Source organism: Herbiconiux sp., from assembly GCF_023264895.1.
GTDB lineage: Bacteria > Actinomycetota > Actinomycetes > Actinomycetales > Microbacteriaceae > Herbiconiux.
The window spans coordinates 26,964-43,110 of sequence record NZ_JAHFUY010000037.1 but is presented as its reverse complement, the minus strand read 5'-3'; the positions used below and the strand labels follow the sequence as shown (position 1 = coordinate 43,110).

Annotated in this window: 14 protein-coding genes and 1 pseudogene; 4 read left to right on the top strand and 11 right to left on the bottom strand. The window is 69.1% G+C overall.

Annotated elements, in window-relative coordinates; translation table 11 throughout:
• The coding region (locus Q0D57_RS08605; RefSeq protein ID WP_291041435.1) for a lysophospholipid acyltransferase family protein at nucleotides 1-645 on the bottom strand (645 nt) is incomplete at its 3' end.
• Nucleotides 645-1,607, bottom strand: a complete 963-nt coding sequence (locus Q0D57_RS08600; RefSeq protein ID WP_291041431.1) for an ROK family glucokinase — start codon at nucleotides 1,605-1,607, stop codon at nucleotides 645-647. The genes Q0D57_RS08600 and Q0D57_RS08605, both read right to left, overlap by 1 nt.
• 103 nt (nucleotides 1,608-1,710) lie before the next feature.
• Between Q0D57_RS08600 and Q0D57_RS08595 the strand changes: the two genes are divergently transcribed.
• Complete coding sequence (locus tag Q0D57_RS08595) at nucleotides 1,711-3,534, top strand: AMP-dependent synthetase/ligase (RefSeq protein ID WP_291041427.1); 1,824 nt, start codon at nucleotides 1,711-1,713, stop codon at nucleotides 3,532-3,534.
• Nucleotides 3,535-3,593: 59 nt separating this feature from the next.
• Here the strand turns inward: Q0D57_RS08595 and Q0D57_RS08590 are convergent, their stop codons facing one another.
• The 3 genes from Q0D57_RS08590 to Q0D57_RS08580 all read right to left on the bottom strand — a co-directional run bounded on the left by Q0D57_RS08590 (nucleotide 3,594) and on the right by Q0D57_RS08580 (nucleotide 8,636).
• Nucleotides 3,594-4,571: a cell wall-binding repeat-containing protein gene (locus Q0D57_RS08590; RefSeq protein ID WP_291041424.1), complete on the bottom strand. Its 978-nt coding sequence runs from the start codon at nucleotides 4,569-4,571 to the stop codon at nucleotides 3,594-3,596.
• Nucleotides 4,572-4,705: 134 nt separating this feature from the next.
• The gene (locus Q0D57_RS08585; RefSeq protein ID WP_291041421.1) at nucleotides 4,706-5,197 is read right to left on the bottom strand and encodes a peptide deformylase; all 492 of its coding nucleotides are present in this window, start codon (nucleotides 5,195-5,197) and stop codon (nucleotides 4,706-4,708) included.
• 31 nt (nucleotides 5,198-5,228) lie between these two features.
• A complete protein-coding gene (locus Q0D57_RS08580) occupies nucleotides 5,229-8,636 on the bottom strand; it encodes a pyruvate carboxylase (RefSeq protein ID WP_291041418.1) in 3,408 nt (1,135 codons plus the stop codon).
• Nucleotides 8,637-8,711: 75 nt separating this feature from the next.
• On the opposite strand from Q0D57_RS08580, the gene Q0D57_RS08575 reads away from it, so the two are divergent.
• Nucleotides 8,712-9,521 carry a ParA family protein gene (locus tag Q0D57_RS08575; RefSeq protein ID WP_259528174.1) on the top strand — a complete coding sequence of 270 codons (810 nt, stop codon included), beginning with the start codon at nucleotides 8,712-8,714 and terminating at the stop codon, nucleotides 9,519-9,521.
• A 372-nt stretch (nucleotides 9,522-9,893) separates the two neighbouring features.
• Here the strand turns inward: Q0D57_RS08575 and Q0D57_RS08570 are convergent, their stop codons facing one another.
• The 3 genes from Q0D57_RS08570 to Q0D57_RS08560 form a co-directional block, all read right to left on the bottom strand.
• Complete coding sequence (locus Q0D57_RS08570) at nucleotides 9,894-10,457, bottom strand: MerR family transcriptional regulator (RefSeq protein WP_291041412.1); 564 nt, start codon at nucleotides 10,455-10,457, stop codon at nucleotides 9,894-9,896.
• A gap of 141 nt (nucleotides 10,458-10,598) precedes the next feature.
• A complete protein-coding gene (locus Q0D57_RS08565) occupies nucleotides 10,599-11,297 on the bottom strand; it encodes a MerR family transcriptional regulator (RefSeq protein WP_291041409.1) in 699 nt (232 codons plus the stop codon).
• On the bottom strand, nucleotides 11,297-11,710 hold the full coding sequence (locus Q0D57_RS08560; RefSeq protein WP_291041438.1) for an FHA domain-containing protein: 414 nt from the start codon (nucleotides 11,708-11,710) through the stop codon (nucleotides 11,297-11,299). The genes Q0D57_RS08565 and Q0D57_RS08560 overlap by 1 nt, the downstream gene beginning before the upstream one ends.
• A gap of 165 nt (nucleotides 11,711-11,875) precedes the next feature.
• Here Q0D57_RS08560 and Q0D57_RS08555 point away from each other — a divergent pair, with 165 nt between their 5' ends.
• On the top strand, nucleotides 11,876-12,703 hold the full coding sequence (locus Q0D57_RS08555; RefSeq protein ID WP_291041406.1) for a DUF1295 domain-containing protein: 828 nt from the start codon (nucleotides 11,876-11,878) through the stop codon (nucleotides 12,701-12,703).
• Here Q0D57_RS08555 and Q0D57_RS08550 read toward each other — a convergent pair.
• Together Q0D57_RS08550 and Q0D57_RS08545 are read right to left on the bottom strand one after the other, a co-directional pair.
• Nucleotides 12,700-13,530 (bottom strand): aldo/keto reductase, encoded by an 831-nt coding sequence (locus tag Q0D57_RS08550; protein WP_291041403.1) that lies wholly within the window; start codon nucleotides 13,528-13,530, stop codon nucleotides 12,700-12,702. The two genes, Q0D57_RS08555 and Q0D57_RS08550, sit on opposite strands and share 4 nt — an antisense overlap.
• A gap of 42 nt (nucleotides 13,531-13,572) precedes the next feature.
• Nucleotides 13,573-14,043 carry a pilus assembly protein CpaE gene (locus tag Q0D57_RS08545; RefSeq protein ID WP_291041400.1) on the bottom strand — a complete coding sequence of 157 codons (471 nt, stop codon included), beginning with the start codon at nucleotides 14,041-14,043 and terminating at the stop codon, nucleotides 13,573-13,575.
• Nucleotides 14,044-14,159: 116 nt separating this feature from the next.
• Between Q0D57_RS08545 and Q0D57_RS08540 the strand changes: the two genes are divergently transcribed.
• Entirely contained in the window at nucleotides 14,160-15,620 is a 1,461-nt protein-coding gene (locus Q0D57_RS08540) for an FAD-dependent oxidoreductase (protein ID WP_291041397.1), read from the top strand.
• Between the two features lie 52 nt (nucleotides 15,621-15,672).
• Here the strand turns inward: Q0D57_RS08540 and Q0D57_RS08535 are convergent.
• Nucleotides 15,673-16,059, bottom strand: a pseudogene (locus Q0D57_RS08535) (Pr6Pr family membrane protein); the annotation flags it as partial.
• Nucleotides 16,060-16,147 lie beyond the last annotated feature (88 nt).

The following is a 16,147-nucleotide window of genomic DNA, read 5'->3' as shown; positions in this document are numbered from 1 at the left end:
CACGTCGGCGTATTCCTGGCCGCCGAGGCGGTGGAGCTCGTACATGATCTCGTCGGTCACGGAGCGGAGGATGAACCTGTCTGATTCCAGTCCTTCGAACCTAGAGAAATCTAGTGGCTCGCCGATGACGATGCCAATCCGCCGGATCTTCGGGATCTTGGAGCCGATCGGCATGACCTTCTCGGTGTCGATCATGGCCACGGGGATGATCGGCACGTGCGCCTCGAGCACCATCCGCGCCACACCCGTGCGGCCCCGGTAGAGCTTGGCGTCGGGGCTGCGGGTGCCCTCGGGGTAGATGCCGAGCAGGTCTCCGCGAGCGAGCACCCGGAGACCCGTGTTGAGCGACGCCTCGGAGGCCTTGCCGCCCGCGCGGTCGATCGGGAGCTGGCCCGAGGCGGTGAAGAACAGCTTGACGAAGAAGCCCTTGATGCCCTTGCCGGTGAAGTACTCGCTCTTGGCGAGGAACGAGACCTGCCGGTCGACCACGACGGGGAGGAAGACGGAGTCGCTGAACGAGAGGTGGTTGGAGGCGAGGATGGCGCCGCCCTTGGCCGGGATGTTCTCGAGGCCGATCACCCACGGCCGGAACAGGGTCTTCAGCACGGGGGCGATGAGCAGGTACTTGGCGAGGAAGTAGAACATCAGACCGCCCCGGCGTAGTGGCGGGCGAGGTCGGCGGCACCGACGACCCCCGCGTCGTTGACGAGCTCGGCGATCGCGAACTCGGGTTCGGGATGGTAGCCGCGGGCCGGCAGGTGCTCGAGGAAGGCGGCGCGGATCGGGTCGAGCAGCACGTCACCCGACTGCGCCACTCCCCCGCCGATCACGAAGAGCTGCGGGTCGAGCACGGCCGCGAGGCTCGCACAGGCCTGGCCGAGCCAGCCGCCGAGGGTGCGGACGGCCGACAGGGCTCCCGGATCGCCCGACTGGACCAGTTCGGCGACGTGCAGGCCCGTGAGTCCGCCGTCGCGAGTCCGCAGGGCGGCCAGCTCACGGCCGATGCCCCCGGCATCCGCCAGCTCGCCGGCGATGCGGAGGAGGGCGCGGCCCGATCCGTACTGCTCGATGCAGCCGTGCGCGCCGCAGCCGCAGGGCAGGCCGCCAGGCACCATGCGGAGGTGCCCGAGCTCGGCGCCCGCGCCGAAGCCGCCGCGGAAGAGCCGGTCGCCGCTCACGATGGCACCGCCGACGCCCGTGCCGATGGTGAGGATGACCATGTCGCTCACCAGGCGACCGGCGCCGAAGCGGAACTCGGCCCAGCCGGCCGCGTTGGCGTCGTTCTCCACGATGATGGGCACCTCGAGGCGGCGCTCGAGCTTCTCGCGGAAGGGCTCGTTGCGCCAGCTGATGTTGGGCGCGTAGTAGACGGTCGACTGCGAGGCGTCGATGAAGCCCGCGGCCGCCACGCCCACGGCGGCGATCTGCTCGCCCTTGGCGAGCTCGCCGGCGGTGAGGTGCTGCACCATCTCGACCACGGTGTCCTCGATGAGCTGGGTGTCGGTCGCGCTCGTGGGGCGGCGGTCGTGGGCCACGATCGTGCCGAGCTCATCCACCACGGCGCCGGCGATCTTGGTGCCACCGATGTCGATTCCGATGGCGCGCATGCCGCGATTCCTCTCACCGTGATGGGACGGCGCCAGGAGAAGCCCCGGGCGCACCAAGTAGAGTGTAGATGAAGTGAACTCGACCGGTACCGAAGGAGCTGCCGTGGACCAGTATTTCGTTCCCCCCGTCGTCACCGCCGACCCTCAGGCGAACGCGACCGACCTCTTGATCGAGCGGGTCCGGCTCACCCCGGACGACGCGCTCTTCGCGGTGCCCGAGGGCGCCGGCTGGCGCGACATCACCGCCGCCGAGTTCCTCACCCAGGTGCGCGCCGTCGCCAAGGGCCTGATCGCCGCGGGCATCGAGCCCGGCGACAAGATCGGGCTGATGTGCAAGACGCGCTACGAGTGGACCCTGATCGACTTCGCCACCTGGTTCGCCGGTGCCGTGCTCGTGCCGATCTACGAGACCTCGTCGCCCGCCCAGGTGCAGTGGAACCTCTCCGACTCGGGCGCCACGGCGATCATTGTCGAGACGGCCGACCACTTCTCGAAGTTCGACGAGATCCACCCCGACCTGCCGAACGTCACGCGGGTCTGGCAGGTCGACCTCGGCGACCTCGACAAGCTCGCCTCCTCGGGTGGGGCGGTGTCCGACGACGAGGTCGAGCGCCGCCGCAACCTGGCGGTGGGCAGCGACCTCGCGACCCTGATCTACACGTCGGGCACGACCGGCCGGCCGAAGGGCTGCATCCTCACCCATTCGAACTTCGTGGAGCTCAGCCGCAACGCCGCGGTGGCCATGAAAGACGTCGTGGCGCCGGGCGCCTCCACCCTGCTGTTCATCACGACCGCGCACGTGTTCGCGCGCTTCATCTCGATCCTCTCCGTGCACAGCGGGGTCAAGGTGGGGCACCAGGCCGACACCAAGCAGCTGCTGCCGGCGCTCGGCTCGTTCAAGCCGACGTTCCTGCTCGCGGTGCCGCGCGTGTTCGAGAAGGTCTACAACTCCTCGGAGCAGAAGGCCGAGGGCGGGGGCAAGGGCAAGATCTTCCGCTCGGCCGCGCACGTGGCCGTGGAGCACTCGGAGGCGCTCGACGCCGGGCACGTGCCGCTCGGGCTCAAGCTCAAGTTCAAGCTGTTCGACCGGCTGGTCTACTCGAAGCTCCGTGCGGCCCTCGGCGGGCGCGTGGTGCACGCGGTCTCCGGATCGGCGCCGCTCGGCCACCGGCTGGGGCACTTCTACCGCAGCCTCGGCGTCACGATCCTCGAGGGCTACGGCCTCACCGAGACCACGGCGCCGGCCACCGTCAACCTCACCGACAAGTTCAAGATCGGCACCGTGGGCCCCGCGCTCCCCGGTGTGGGCCTCAAGATCGCCGAGGACGGCGAGATCCACGTCAAGGGCATCAACGTCTTCGGCGGCTACTGGCAGAACGACGAGGCCACGGCCGAGGTGATGGACGGCGAGTGGTTCAAGACGGGCGACATCGGCGCTCTCGACGACGACGGCTTCCTCACCATCACGGGTCGCAAGAAGGAGATCATCGTCACGGCGGGTGGCAAGAACGTGGCTCCGGCTGCGCTCGAGGACCCGATCCGCTCGAACCCGGTGGTCGGTCAGGTCGTCGTGGTCGGTGACCAGCGGCCATTCATCTCGGCCCTCATCACGCTCGACAGCGAGATGCTCCCGGTGTGGCTGAACAACAACGGTCAGGATGCCACGATGACGGTCGCCGAGGCCGCCGAGAACCCGGCGGTGCTGGCCGAGGTGCAGCGCGCGGTCGACGAGGCGAACGCCCTCGTCTCCCGAGCGGAGTCCATCCGCAAGTTCGTCGTGATCACCGACGACTTCACGGAGGCCTCCGGTCACCTCACGCCGAAGCTCACGATCAAGCGCAACGTCATCCTCAAGGACTACGCCCCCATCATCGAGAACATCTACAACGCGGCCCCGGCCACGGAGGGCCAGTCCCTGGTGCACTGACCCTCTTCCATGCAGAAGCGCCCCTCACCTCACGGTGGGGGGCGCTTCTGCGTTGCGGGTCAGCAGGACTTCAGTGCCTCTACCTCGGCGCTGAGCGTCGCCGTCCCGCCGAGCACGATGATCTTCGCCGGCGCCAGCCGCACGATCTCCTGCAGCACCGAGTTCGGCACGCACCCGTTCTTCACGAGGTAGATCGGGCTGCCGTCCCTCCCGGCCACTGGCCCAGCGCTCAGCGCATCTGCGAAGGCGGTCCCGCTCGCCAGATGGACGGATTCCGCAGTGCCCGGAAACCCTTCCTTGTTGATCGAGACCGCAGCCTCGTAGCGATCCACACCGCTGGCTCGGGTCACGGAATACGACTTCGCGAGTAGCGCCTCGAGTTCCGCAGAGACAGACATAGGCCCACCAGCGATGCGCAGCGCTTTGACACCGAGAGCCACGAGCAGCACCGACTCGTCGGCGGTGAGTGAGGCCTGCGAACCACGCACGAGCAGGACTGGGCCCTTGACCTGGATGGCGGCGGAGGACGCGGACAGGGCGTCTGGGAAGTCGGTGCCGGTTGCGATGTATGCCGTCTGGGTCTTGGGGCTACCGAACTGCTTGTCTGCAATCAGAGCACGCGAAACCGCGTAGCGGTCGGCGCCTCCGATTCGCGTGAATGTAACGCCGTCGGGCACGATCGCCTTGAGCGCATCCACCACGATCTCCGCCACCGACGCGGTGCCTCCGACGATCACGACGTGCTTGGGGTTGAGCCGCAGCAGCTCCGCCGACGTGCTCGTGGTGATCGTCGTCGACCGGGAGAGCAGCAACGGCGCCTTCCTCAAGCCCGCGACAGATGCCGCGCTCAAAGCATCAGGGTACTTCTCGCCGCTGGCGACGTAGACGATGTCAGAGCTCGCGAATGAGGCCTCCGACACCTTGACGGCCTGGTCGTAGCGGTCGAGCCCTTCGATGCGCGAGACGGTAGGGGTACTCCGTCGCTCATCGAGCATCGGCACCGCCGATGCGCTCAGAGCGGGCGCAAGAACTGCCACGGCCAGGAGGGCGGCCGCGATGGCGCCGTGATGGAGAGGTCGGAGGTGCCTGGACCGGGTCGCTTTCTCGAATGTGAGGGGTGACCTCTCACCTTCGCGGCGGATCCGGCTCGGGCGTTATGAGCAGTGGGTACTCAGAACCAGGGGGACTCTCGGACCTGGCGCATGGCCTCGCGGCGGGTGGGCTTGTCGAGGCGGTCGAGGTAGAGCAGGCCGTCGAGGTGGTCGGTCTCGTGCTGGAGCGCCTGGGCGAGGACGCCGGTACCGGCGACCTCGACGGGGTTGCCGTCGAGGTCGATGCCGGTCGCACGGGCGAAGGGGTGGCGGCTGGTCTTGAACCAGAGGTCCGGGACCGAGAGGCAGCCCTCGTCGACGAGCTCGGGCTCGCCCGAGACCTCCACGAGCACGGGGTTGATGATGTACCCCACCTCGCCGTCGACGTTGTAGCTGAAGGCGCGGAGGTTCACGCCGATCTGCGACGCGGCGACACCGGCACGGCCGGGCACCTTCACGCTGTCGAGGAGGTCTTCGATGAGGCCCCGCACCCGGTCGTCGATGTCGACGACCGGGTCGGAGACGGTCTTCAGGACGGGATCGCCGAAGATGCGGATCTCACGTACGGTCACTCTGGTGCTGCCTTCGTTCTCGGGTGCGCGCTCAGGCGCCGGGAGTGACGACGACCAGGAGGTCGCCGGCCTCCACCTGCTGGGTGGTCGGGATGGCGAGGCGGGAGACGGTGCCCGCCACGGGGGTGGTGATGGCCGCTTCCATCTTCATGGCCTCGATGGTGGCGACGGCGTCGCCCGCGGCCACGACGGTGCCCTCGGCGACCTTGAGGGTCACGACGCCGGAGAACGGCGCCGCGATCTCGCCCGGCCGCCCCGCATCCGCCTTCTCCGCCGCCTTCGTCTCGACCTTCACGGAGCGGTCGCGCACGTTGACGGGGCGGAGCTGGCCGTTGAGGGTGGTCATGACGGTGCGCATGCCCTTCTCGTCGACCTCGCCGATGGCCTCGAGCCCCACGAACAGGCGCACGCCGGTCGAGATCTCGACGACGTGCTCGACGCCCTGGGTGAGACCGTAGAGGTAGTCGACGGTGTCGACCACGCTGAGGTCGCCGAAGAGGTCGCGCTGCTGCTCGAACGCCGACGTCGGCGCCGGGAACAGCAGCCGGTTCAGCGTCGCCTGGCGCGTGCGCGAGTCACCGGCGAGACCGGTGCGGTCGTCGTCACCGAGCGGGGTCACACCCACGTTTACCGTGCGGCCCTCGAGCACCTTCGAGCGGAACGGTTCGGGCCACCCGCCGGGGAGCTCGCCGAGTTCGCCGGCCATGAACCCGATCACGGAGTCGGGGATGTCGTAGTTGCCCGGGTTCTGCTCGAAGTCGGCCGGGTCGGCCTTCACGGCGGCGAGGTGCAGGGCGAGATCGCCGACGACCTTCGACGACGGTGTGACCTTGGGGATGCGGCCGAGGATCCGGTTCGCCGCGGCGTAGAGGTCTTCGATCAGCTCGAAGTCGTCGGCAAGGCCCAGCGCGATGGCCTGCTGGCGGAGGTTCGAGAGCTGCCCGCCCGGGATCTCGTGCTTGTAGACGCGGCCGGTGGGGCCCGGGAGCCCTGACTCGAAGGGCCGGTAGACCTGGCGCACGGCCTCCCAGTACGGCTCGAGGTCGCTGACGGCGGCGAGCGAGAGGCCGGTGTCGCGCTCGGTGTGGGCCAGGGCGGCGACGAGAGCGGATGCGCTGGGCTGCGAGGTGGTGCCGGCCATCGGCGCGCTCGCGACGTCGACCGCGTCCGCCCCGGCCGCACTCGCGGCGAGGAGCGTGGCGAGCTGGCCGCCGGCGGTGTCGTGGGTGTGCACGTGCACCGGCAGCGCGAACTCGCGGCGGAAGGCCTCGACGAGCCGCGCCGCCGCCGCGGGGCGCAGCAGGCCCGCCATGTCCTTGATGGCGAGCACGTGGGCGCCGGCGTCGACGATCTGCGATGCGAGCCCGAGGTAGTAGTCGAGGGTGTAGAAATCCTCGGCCGGGTCGAGGAGGTCGCCGGTGTAGCAGACCGCGACCTCGGCGAGCGTCGATCCGGTGGCGAGCACCGCGTCGATCGCAGGCCGCATCTGGTTCACGTCGTTGAGGGCGTCGAAGATCCGGAAGATGTCGACCCCGGTCGCGGCGGCCTCCTGCACGAACGCCTCGGTGACCTCGGTCGGGTACGGCGTGTAGCCGACCGTGTTGCGGCCACGGAGCAGCATCTGGATCGCGACGTTCGGCAGCGCCTCCCGCAGCGTCGCGAGGCGCTCCCACGGGTCCTCGCCGAGGAACCTCAGCGCGACGTCGTAGGTGGCACCGCCCCAGGCCTCCACACTCAGCAGTTCGGGCGTGAGCCGGGCCACGTACGGGGCGACGGCCACGAGATCACGGGTCCGCACCCGGGTCGCGAGCAGCGACTGGTGCGCATCCCGCATCGTGGTCTCGGTCACCGCCAGAGAGGTCTGCGCGCGCAGGGCCTCGGCGAAGCCCACGGGCCCGAGCTCGAGCAGCCGCTGCCGCGACCCCGCCGGAGCGGGCGCCTGCAGGTCGACCGCGGGGAGCTTCTGCACCGGATCGACGGACCCCACCCGGGCGCCGTGGGGCTGGTTCACCGTGACGTCGGCGAGCCAGTTCAGGATCTTCGTCCCGCGGTCCTTCGACTGGTGCCCGCCGAGCAGCTGCGGCCGCTCCTCGATGAACGACGTCGACAGGTCACCCGCCATGAAGTCCGGGTCATCGAGCACGCCCTGCAAAAACGGGATGTTCGTCGACACACCCCGGATCCGGAACTCCGCCAGCGCGCGCCGCGCACGACGCACCGCGGCCGGGAAGTCGCGCCCCCGGCAGGTCATCTTCGCGAGCATCGAATCGAAGTGCGGCGAGATCTGCGCCCCCACATCGACCGTCCCGCCATCCAGGCGCACCCCCGCGCCGCCCGGTGACCGGTACGCGGCGATCTTGCCCGTGTCGGGCCGGAACCCCGCCGTCGGATCCTCCGTCGTGATCCGGCACTGCAACGCCGCACCGTGCAGCACGATCCCGTCCTGGGTCAGCCCGAGGTCGGCGAAGGTCGAGCCGGACGCGATGAGCATCTGTGACTGCACCAGATCCACATCGGTGACCTCTTCGGTCACCGTGTGCTCGACCTGGATGCGCGGGTTCATCTCGATGAACACATGCTTCCCGGCACGCTCCCCCACCGTGTCGACCAGGAACTCCACCGTTCCGGCGTTCACGTAGCCGATGGACTTCGCGAACTTGATGGCATCCGCATGCAACGCCGCGCGCAGCTCGTCGCTGATGTTCGGGGCCGGCGCGATCTCGACGACCTTCTGGTTGCGGCGCTGCACCGAGCAGTCCCGCTCATACAGATGGAAGGTCTCCCCCGCACCATCGGCCAGGATCTGCACCTCGATGTGACGCGGCCGGAGCACCGCCTGCTCCAAGAACATCGTCGCGTCACCGAACGCCGAATCGGCCTCCCGCATCGCCGCCTCGAGCGCACCCCGCAGCTCCTCCCGGGTCTCGACCCGGCGCATCCCCCGCCCGCCACCACCGGCGACCGCCTTCGCGAACACCGGGAACCCGATCTCATCCGCCGCCGCGATCAGCACGTCGAGGTCGGTCGTCGCGGGCGACGACGCCAGCACCGGCACCCCGGCCGCGATCGCATGCTCCTTCGCGGTGACCTTGTTCCCCGCCATCTCGAGCACGTGCTCGCCCGGACCGATGAACGTGATCCCGTTCTCGGCGGCCGCTTTCGCCAGCTCCGGGTTCTCCGACAGGAACCCGTAACCCGGGTAGATGGCGTCGGCGCCCGACTCCTTCGCGACCCGGATGATCTCGCTCACGTCGAGGTAGGCGCGCACCGGATGACCGATCTCACCGATCTGATACGCCTCGTCGGCCTTCAGCCGATGCATCGAGTTGCGGTCCTCATACGGGAACACCGCGACCGTCTTCGCGCCCAGCTCATACGCGGCCCGGAACGCCCGGATCGCGATCTCCCCACGGTTCGCCACCAGAATCTTTGTGAACATGAAGACCTTTCGGGTGCACACGCGTACAGCGAACAGTTAGGTTCTCTAAGCCTAGTGAAGGTAACGTTGTCGACTGTGCATGTACTCAGCGTCTCATCCCTCAAGGGAGGCGTGGGCAAGACCACTGTGACGCTCGGGCTCGCGTCCGCAGCGTTCGCCAAGGGCTTGCGCACTCTCGTCGTCGACCTCGACCCCCAGTCCGATGTCTCCACAGGCATGGACATCCGCGTCGCGGGCCACCTCAACGTGGCCGACGTGCTGGCCTCTCCCAAGGAGAAGGTGGTGCGCGCGGCGATCGCCCCCTCGGGGTGGACGAAGGACCGCGGCGGCAAGATCGACGTGCTCATCGGCTCGCCCTCGGCACTCAACTTCGACGGCCCGCACCCCTCGATCCGCGACATCTGGAAGCTCGAAGAGGCCCTCGCCACGGTCGAGAACGAGTACGACCTCGTGCTGATCGACTGCGCCCCCTCGCTCAACGCGCTCACCCGCACCGCCTGGGCGGCCTCCGACCGCGTCTCCGTGGTCACCGAGCCCGGCCTCTTCTCCGTGGCGGCCGCCGATCGCGCGCTGCGGGCCATCGAGGAGATCCGTCGTGGCCTCTCCCCCCGTCTTCAGCCGCTCGGCATCATCGTGAACCGCGTGCGCTCCCAGTCGCTCGAGCACCAGTTCCGCATCAAGGAGCTCCGCGACATGTTCGGCCCGCTCGTGCTGAGCCCCCAGCTCCCCGAGCGCACCTCCCTGCAGCAGGCCCAGGGCGCCGCCAAGCCCCTGCACGTCTGGCCGGGCGAGGGCGCCCAGGAGATGGCCCGCAACTTCGACCTGCTCCTGGAGCGCGTGATGCGCACGGGCCGGGTCGGCGAATACGCTGAACTTAAAGCCTGATCCAGTGCTGCGCGCTGACTCAGGCTGCTACGCCGGTCCCCGCCCGGCGTAGCGCGACATGTTCCGGTGAGGTCGCTTCGCGGCCTCGCCGTCACTCTGGGTCGTCGAAAATGGCCAAACACTTTCAGAACGGGCGAATGAGCGCCACCTGCATCTGAGTGACCTCCGACCAGGTCAACACGCAACGGCACACTCAGTAGTGCTTGCTGGTGGCGCGACCGCCCGGCGAGTCACCACGCAACAGGCCGTACTCGACGACCCAGAGTGACGGCGAGGCCGCGAATCGACCTCACCGGAACACATCGCGCGGCGCCGGGCAGGGACCGGCGACGCCTGAGCAGCCGCGCGAAGCACGGCTGCGAAGCAGCTAGCTCAGACAGCCTTGCGATTGGCGCGGCGCGCCGCCAGCTCGTCAGCCGGGTCGGTGACCACGCTGTCGAGGTCGACGAGGGAGTTCTCGACCTCGCGGAGGACCTTGCCGACGGCGATGCCGAAGACGCCCTGGCCGCGGCTCACGAGGTCGATGACCTCGTCGTTGGAGGTGCAGAGGTAGACGCTCGCGCCGTCGGACATCAGCGTGGTCTGCGCGAGGTCGTTGATGCCGGATTCGCGGAGCTGGTTGATGGCGGTGCGGATCTGCTGCAGCGAGATGCCGGTGTCGAGCAGTCGCTTGACGAGCTTGAGCACCAGGATGTCCCGGAAGCCGTAGAGCCGCTGCGTGCCCGAGCCTGCTGCACCGCGCACGGTGGGCTCGACGAGCGCGGTGCGCGCCCAGTAGTCGAGCTGACGGTAGGTGATGCCGGCGGCGCGGGCCGCTACGGCGCCGCGGTAGCCGTTGGCCCCGTCGAGATCGGGCATGCCGTCGGTGAACAGGAGACCGAGGTCGTACCGGGAGTCGTCGTCCCGGCCCAGGTTGTCATGACCTGTCTCGTTCATCGGGGCCTTCCATCGTGGTGGCACGGGAGACGGATGTCCGTTCCCGCAGTGCTGACCCCACGCTATCGACGTCGACAGTCCGGGGCAACGACATCACCGTTTCGATGCCCGGCGTGTCGCGATCAGGGGCGGATCGTTACCTCACGGCGCGATCTTGCCGAGGGCGGAGCGGATGAGACTGGAGCGCACGATCTCGAGCTGACCTGCGATCTCGAGCGCCATCTCGGCCACTTTCGCGCGACTCGACGGGTCGCGCCGCCTGGCCACGGGCATGAGCGCGCTCTCGATGAGTCCGAGCTCGCGCTCGGCGGCCTGCCGGAACCCGCGGAGGTGCCGCGGCTCGATGCCCGAGCGCTGCAGCTCGACGAGTGCCTTCAGCACCACGAGCGAATCCTCGCCGTAGCTGTCGGCCGGCGAGAGCACGGCGGCGGAGAAGGCGTCCTGCACGAGCATGGGCGTGGCGCCGGCCTCCCGGGTGAGGTCGTCGCGGCTGAGGCGGCGGCCGGTCTGCAGGATGGACGCACCGTTCGCGACCCCCGCGCCGGGCATCGGCGGGTTCAGCCCTGCGTCGACGTCGGCGAGGTACTCCTTGATGACCGCGAGCGGCAGATAGCAGTCGCGCTGCAGGGTGAGGATGAGGCGGAGCCGGCTGAGGTCGTTCTGCGAGAACTTGCGGTAGCCCGAGGGTGTGCGGGCCGGATGCACGAGCCCGCGCTCCTCGAGGAAGCGCAGCTTGGAGGGCGTGAGGTCGGGGAAGTCGGCGGTGAGCTTGGAGAGCACCTGGCCGATGCCGAGCAGCGGCGCCGGAGCAGCTCCGGGCGCCGGGGAAGCGGCCGCCACTACTCTCCCGCTGCGGTCACCACGTCGATGCGCGATGGGTAGAACGTGAGGCGGAACTTGCCGATCTGCACCTCGGCACCGTCTTCGAGCAGTGCCTCGTCGACGCGCACGCCGGCCACGTAGGTGCCGTTGAGCGAGCCGCGGTCGCGCACCGAGAAGGTGTGGCCGTGCCGGGTGAACTCGGCGTGCCGGCGGGAGACCGTGACGTCGTCGAGGAAGATGTCGGCGTTGGGGTGCCGGCCCACCGTGGTGACGGTGGTGTCGAGCAGGAACCGTGCGCCCGTGTTGGGGCCGCGACGCACGATCAGCAGAGCCGATCCCGAGGGGAGGGCTGCGATCGACTCGAGCTCCTCGGTAGTGACACCGCCTTCGAGGGCGGCCAGCTGGGCGGCGAACTCGCCCGTGAGAGACATCGTGGTGTCGGCCCCGGAGGGGGTGACGGGGATGCTCGTGGTGTGATCGTCGTTCTCGTTCATCGTCCGGCTGCCCTCCTTGCTCCCTCCAGCGTAGCCGATCAGGCCGCCGCTCCGAGCCGGGATTTCCCTGTCCCGGCCGTGGGTGTGCCCTACACTTCCCCCATGCTTCCGTTGATCGCGTCGCTCTGGGTCCTGGCGGCGAGCTGCGTCGTCGTCTGGGTGCTCTCGCTCGTCACGCGGGAGTACTCCTGGGTCGACCGGATCTGGTCGGTCATCCCCATCGTGTACGTCTGGATCTTCGCGGGAGCGGCGGGCTTCACCGATCTCAGGCTCGATCTGCTGGCGGCGGTGGTGACCCTGTGGGGCGCCCGGCTCACGTTCAACTTCTCCCGGAAGGGCGGCTACGCGCCCGGTGGCGAGGACTATCGTTGGGCGGTGCTCCGCGGCCGGATGTCGACGGCGCAGTTCCAGGTGTTCAACCTGCTCTTCATCACGATCTACCAGAGCGTGATCCTCTTCCTCATCACGATGCCCGCGTACACGATGTTCGAGAACCGGGCCACGCCGTTCAGCCTGCTCGACCTCGTGCTCGTCGCCGTGTTCCTGCTGTTCCTCGTGGGCGAGACGATCGCCGACGAGCAGCAGTGGCGGTTCCACGAGTGGAAGCGGCGGGAGGCGGCCGCGGGCCGGGAGCCGCGACCCCGCTTCCTGCACACCGGCCTCTTCCGGTTCTCCCGGCATCCGAATTTCTTCTTCGAGCAGGCGCAGTGGTGGGTGGTCTTCTTCTTGGGCGCGAGCGCGGCGGGCTCGGTGCTGCAGTGGACGGTGGCGGGCCCCGTGCTGCTCACCCTGCTGTTCGTCGGCTCCACGATCTTCACCGAGAGCATCACGACGTCGAAGTACCCGGAGTACGCCGAGTACAAGAAGAGGACGTCGGCGCTCGTCCCCTGGTTTCCCGGAAGGAAGAGCGCCGACGTCCCCGTCGGCTAGTTGACTTCGAGCGGGTCGCTGCCGTTGCGGCCCTCGGCCCCACGATCGAGCGACGCGATGCTGGCGATCTCGGCGGCGGAGAGCGAGAAGTCGAGCACGTCGAAGTTCTCGGCCATGCGCTCCTTGTTGTTGCTCTTCGGGATGACGATGTTGCCGACGTCGAGGTGCCAGCGGATGATCGTCTGCGGCACCGACTTGCCGTGGGCCTCGGCGATGGCCGCGAGCTCGGGCGAGTCGTTGATCCTGCCCTGACCGAGCGGGCCCCACGCCTCGATGGCGATGCCCTTCTCGGCGGCGAACGAGCGGAGCTCGGCCTGCTGGAAGTCGACGTGCAGCTCGACCTGGTTGACGGCCGGCACGATCTCGGTCTCGGCGATCAGCCGCTCGAGGTGGTCGATGTTGAAGTTCGAGACGCCGATGGCCTTGGCACGGCCCGACTCGAGGATCTTCTCGAGCGAGCGCCAGGCGTCGAGGTAGGTGTCCTTCTCCGGGGTGGGCCAGTGGATGAGGTAGAGGTCGACGTAGTCGGTGCCGAGCCGCGCGAGGCTCTTGTCGAAGGCGGTGAGCGCGTCGGTCTGGTCGTCGTTCCACAGCTTCGTGGTGATGAAGAGGTCGCCGCGGTCGATGCCGGACTCCTTGACGGCGTGTCCCACGCCCTCCTCGTTGTGGTAGATCTTCGCGGTGTCGAGGTGGCGGTAGCCGACGTCGAGGGCGTCGCGCACGATGCGATTGGTCTTGTCGGGATCGACCTTGAACACGCCGAAGCCGAGCTGGGGGATCTGGGTGCCGTTGTTGAGGCCGACCGTGGGGACTGCGTTTTCCGTCATGTCCTCCAGCCTATTCCGACGTGCCTCCGGGAGGGCGGGAGATCAGTCGTCCTCGTCAGCCACGAGGCTCTGCACGATGAGATCGAGCACGGCCTCCGCGTAGGCGTCGACGGCGCTCTCGGCCTCGAACCGGCGCGAACGGCCGCGGATCAGGGCGGTCACGACGTAGAGCGTGAAGGACTCCTCGCCCGGCTCCCCCGGCAGCTGTTCCGCGGTCAGCGAACGGAAGCCGTCGCGCAGGATCTCGCGCAGCTGATCCTCGCGCGGGAGCCAGAGGGTGTCGGCGAGGTCGACGGAGTCGAGCGCCCACTCCGTCGTGCCGTTGAAGCCGATCAGGGTGCCGGACGGGAACTCGTGCACCTCGGCCGTCATCTCGCTCACGGTGAACACCTCGCCCGCGGCGCCCGACTCCCCCGCCCGCTCGAGCGTCTCGATCACGAAGGCGTCGCCCGAGCGCGGGTGCCAGCGCAGGCCCGCTGTGCGGAGGGCCCTGGCGAGTTCGACGGCGATCATCTGCCCATCATCCCAGCGATCGGCGGACGCGCCGACGCGGAATCGGGGATCGCCCGCTAACGTGGAGGTGATCGGCCTCCCCGATCGTCCCCGATCGAGAGACGGCACCGCAGACAGTGGCAATCGCGCGACGCACCTTCCTGGCGGGGGCCGTCTCGGCCCTCTCGCTCTCGGCGCTCGCGGCCTGCACGCCCGATGCCCCGCGCCCGGTGCCCTCGCCCTCGATCACCCCGACCGAGCTGCCCACGGGCCCCGTGCCGAACCCCGCGGCCTTCGCCCGGAGCGCCTGGGCCGACGACCCGTTCGCCCTCGGCTCCTTCAGCACGACACCCGTGGGAGCCACCCCGGCGTCGCGCACGACGCTCAGGGAGACCGTGGGCAACCGCCTGTTCTTCGCCGGCGAGGCGACCTCGACCGAGTTCGCGGGCACCGTCGTGGGCGCCGCAGCGTCCGGCGAGTCGGTCGCGGCCCGGGTGGCGGCGGTGGCCGATCCCGAGGAGCGCATCGGCATCGTCGGAGCGGGCCTCGCCGGAGCGACGGCGGCACGGATCCTGGCGGAGCAGGGCTTCGAGGTCGTCGTCATCGAGGCGCGGGACCGCGTGGGCGGGCGCATCGACACCCGGGACGACGACGGCTGGCCGTTCCCCGTGGAGCTGGGCTCGGCATCCGTCTCGGCCGACGGGCTCGAGGAGCTGCTGCGCATCAACGACGTGGGCACGATCTCACTCGACGCGTCCCGCCAGGCGCGCACCGCCTCAGGGATCGTCGTGCCGCCGAGCACGGTGGGTCCGGATGCGGTGGCGAAGGCGGTCGCCTGGGCCAGGGCGCAGCCGACCGACACGTCTCTCGCCTCCGCCCTCTCGGCGTCGGGCGCCGACGCGCTGCCCGCCGAGCCGGGCGCCCAGGGCGTGTCACCCGCCGACGAGCTCGTGCACTACCTCGAGACCACGGTGGCGAGCCGCTACGGTTCGAGCCCGTTCGAGCTCTCGGCGAGCTACGGACTCGACCGCACGGGGCTCGTCGACGGGACGGGCCTCGTGGTGGGCGGCCTCGACACCGTGGTGACCGCCTCGCTCGACGATGTCGACGTGCTGCTCTCGAGCACCGTCATCCGGATCTCGCACAACGACGCGGGCGCGAGCGTGCGCCTGGGCACGGGCGAGTCGCTCTCGATGGACCGCGTGGTGGTGACCGTGCCGATCGGGGTGCTGAAGGCCGGCACGATCGAGTTCTCGCCCGAGCTGCCTGCGCCCACCGCCGCCGCCATCGAGGAGCTCGGCATGGGCTCGCTCGAGCAGCTCTGGCTGCGGTTCGACGAGCCGTTCTGGTCGACCGAGGCGACCGTGCTGTCCGTCTTCGACGAGACCTCCGAGATCGCCGAGTGGATCAACCTGCTGCCGGCTACCGGACAGCCGATCCTGATCGGTCTGACGGCTGCGGACGATGTTCCCGTGGTGCTGAAGCAGAGCGATCAGGAGTTCCTGCAGGCGGCTCTGCAGACCCTCGAGCCGTACCTGGATCCCGCTCTGGTCGCGACGCCCTCCCCCACGACGACGCCCACGGGCGACGCCGGCTGAGCAGCACGAGCAGCGCCATCAGCCCGGAGAACAGCCCGAGCGCGATGCCCGAGTAGAGCGCGAACTCGAGCGGTCCGCTCACCTGGGCGGGATCGAGGAAGAAGTAGGGGTACCAGCCCACCTCGGCTCCGCGGATGAGGGTGAAGACGCCCCAGACCACAGGGAAGGCGAGCACGACGGCGACCGTGCGCCAGCGCAGTCGCACCCGGCCCACGCCGATCAGCCAGTCGGCCACCACGAGCGGCGGCAGGTAGAAGTGCAGCACCTGGCTCGGCCAGGGCACGTCGATGCGGTAGTTGTGGCTGCCGGCCTGCGACACGATGAGGCCGAACACGATGCCGGAGACGACGACGTAACAGATGGTCATCGCGCGCAGGCTCACGAGGAATCGGCCGACGACGTGGCCCCGCAGGAGCAGCACGCCCGAGGCGGCGAGCACGACGACGTTCAGGAGGTTGCTCTGGAACGTGAAGTAGCTGAAGTAGTTGACGGTGGAGAACGTGCTGAAGCCGAGGACGTAGTCGAAG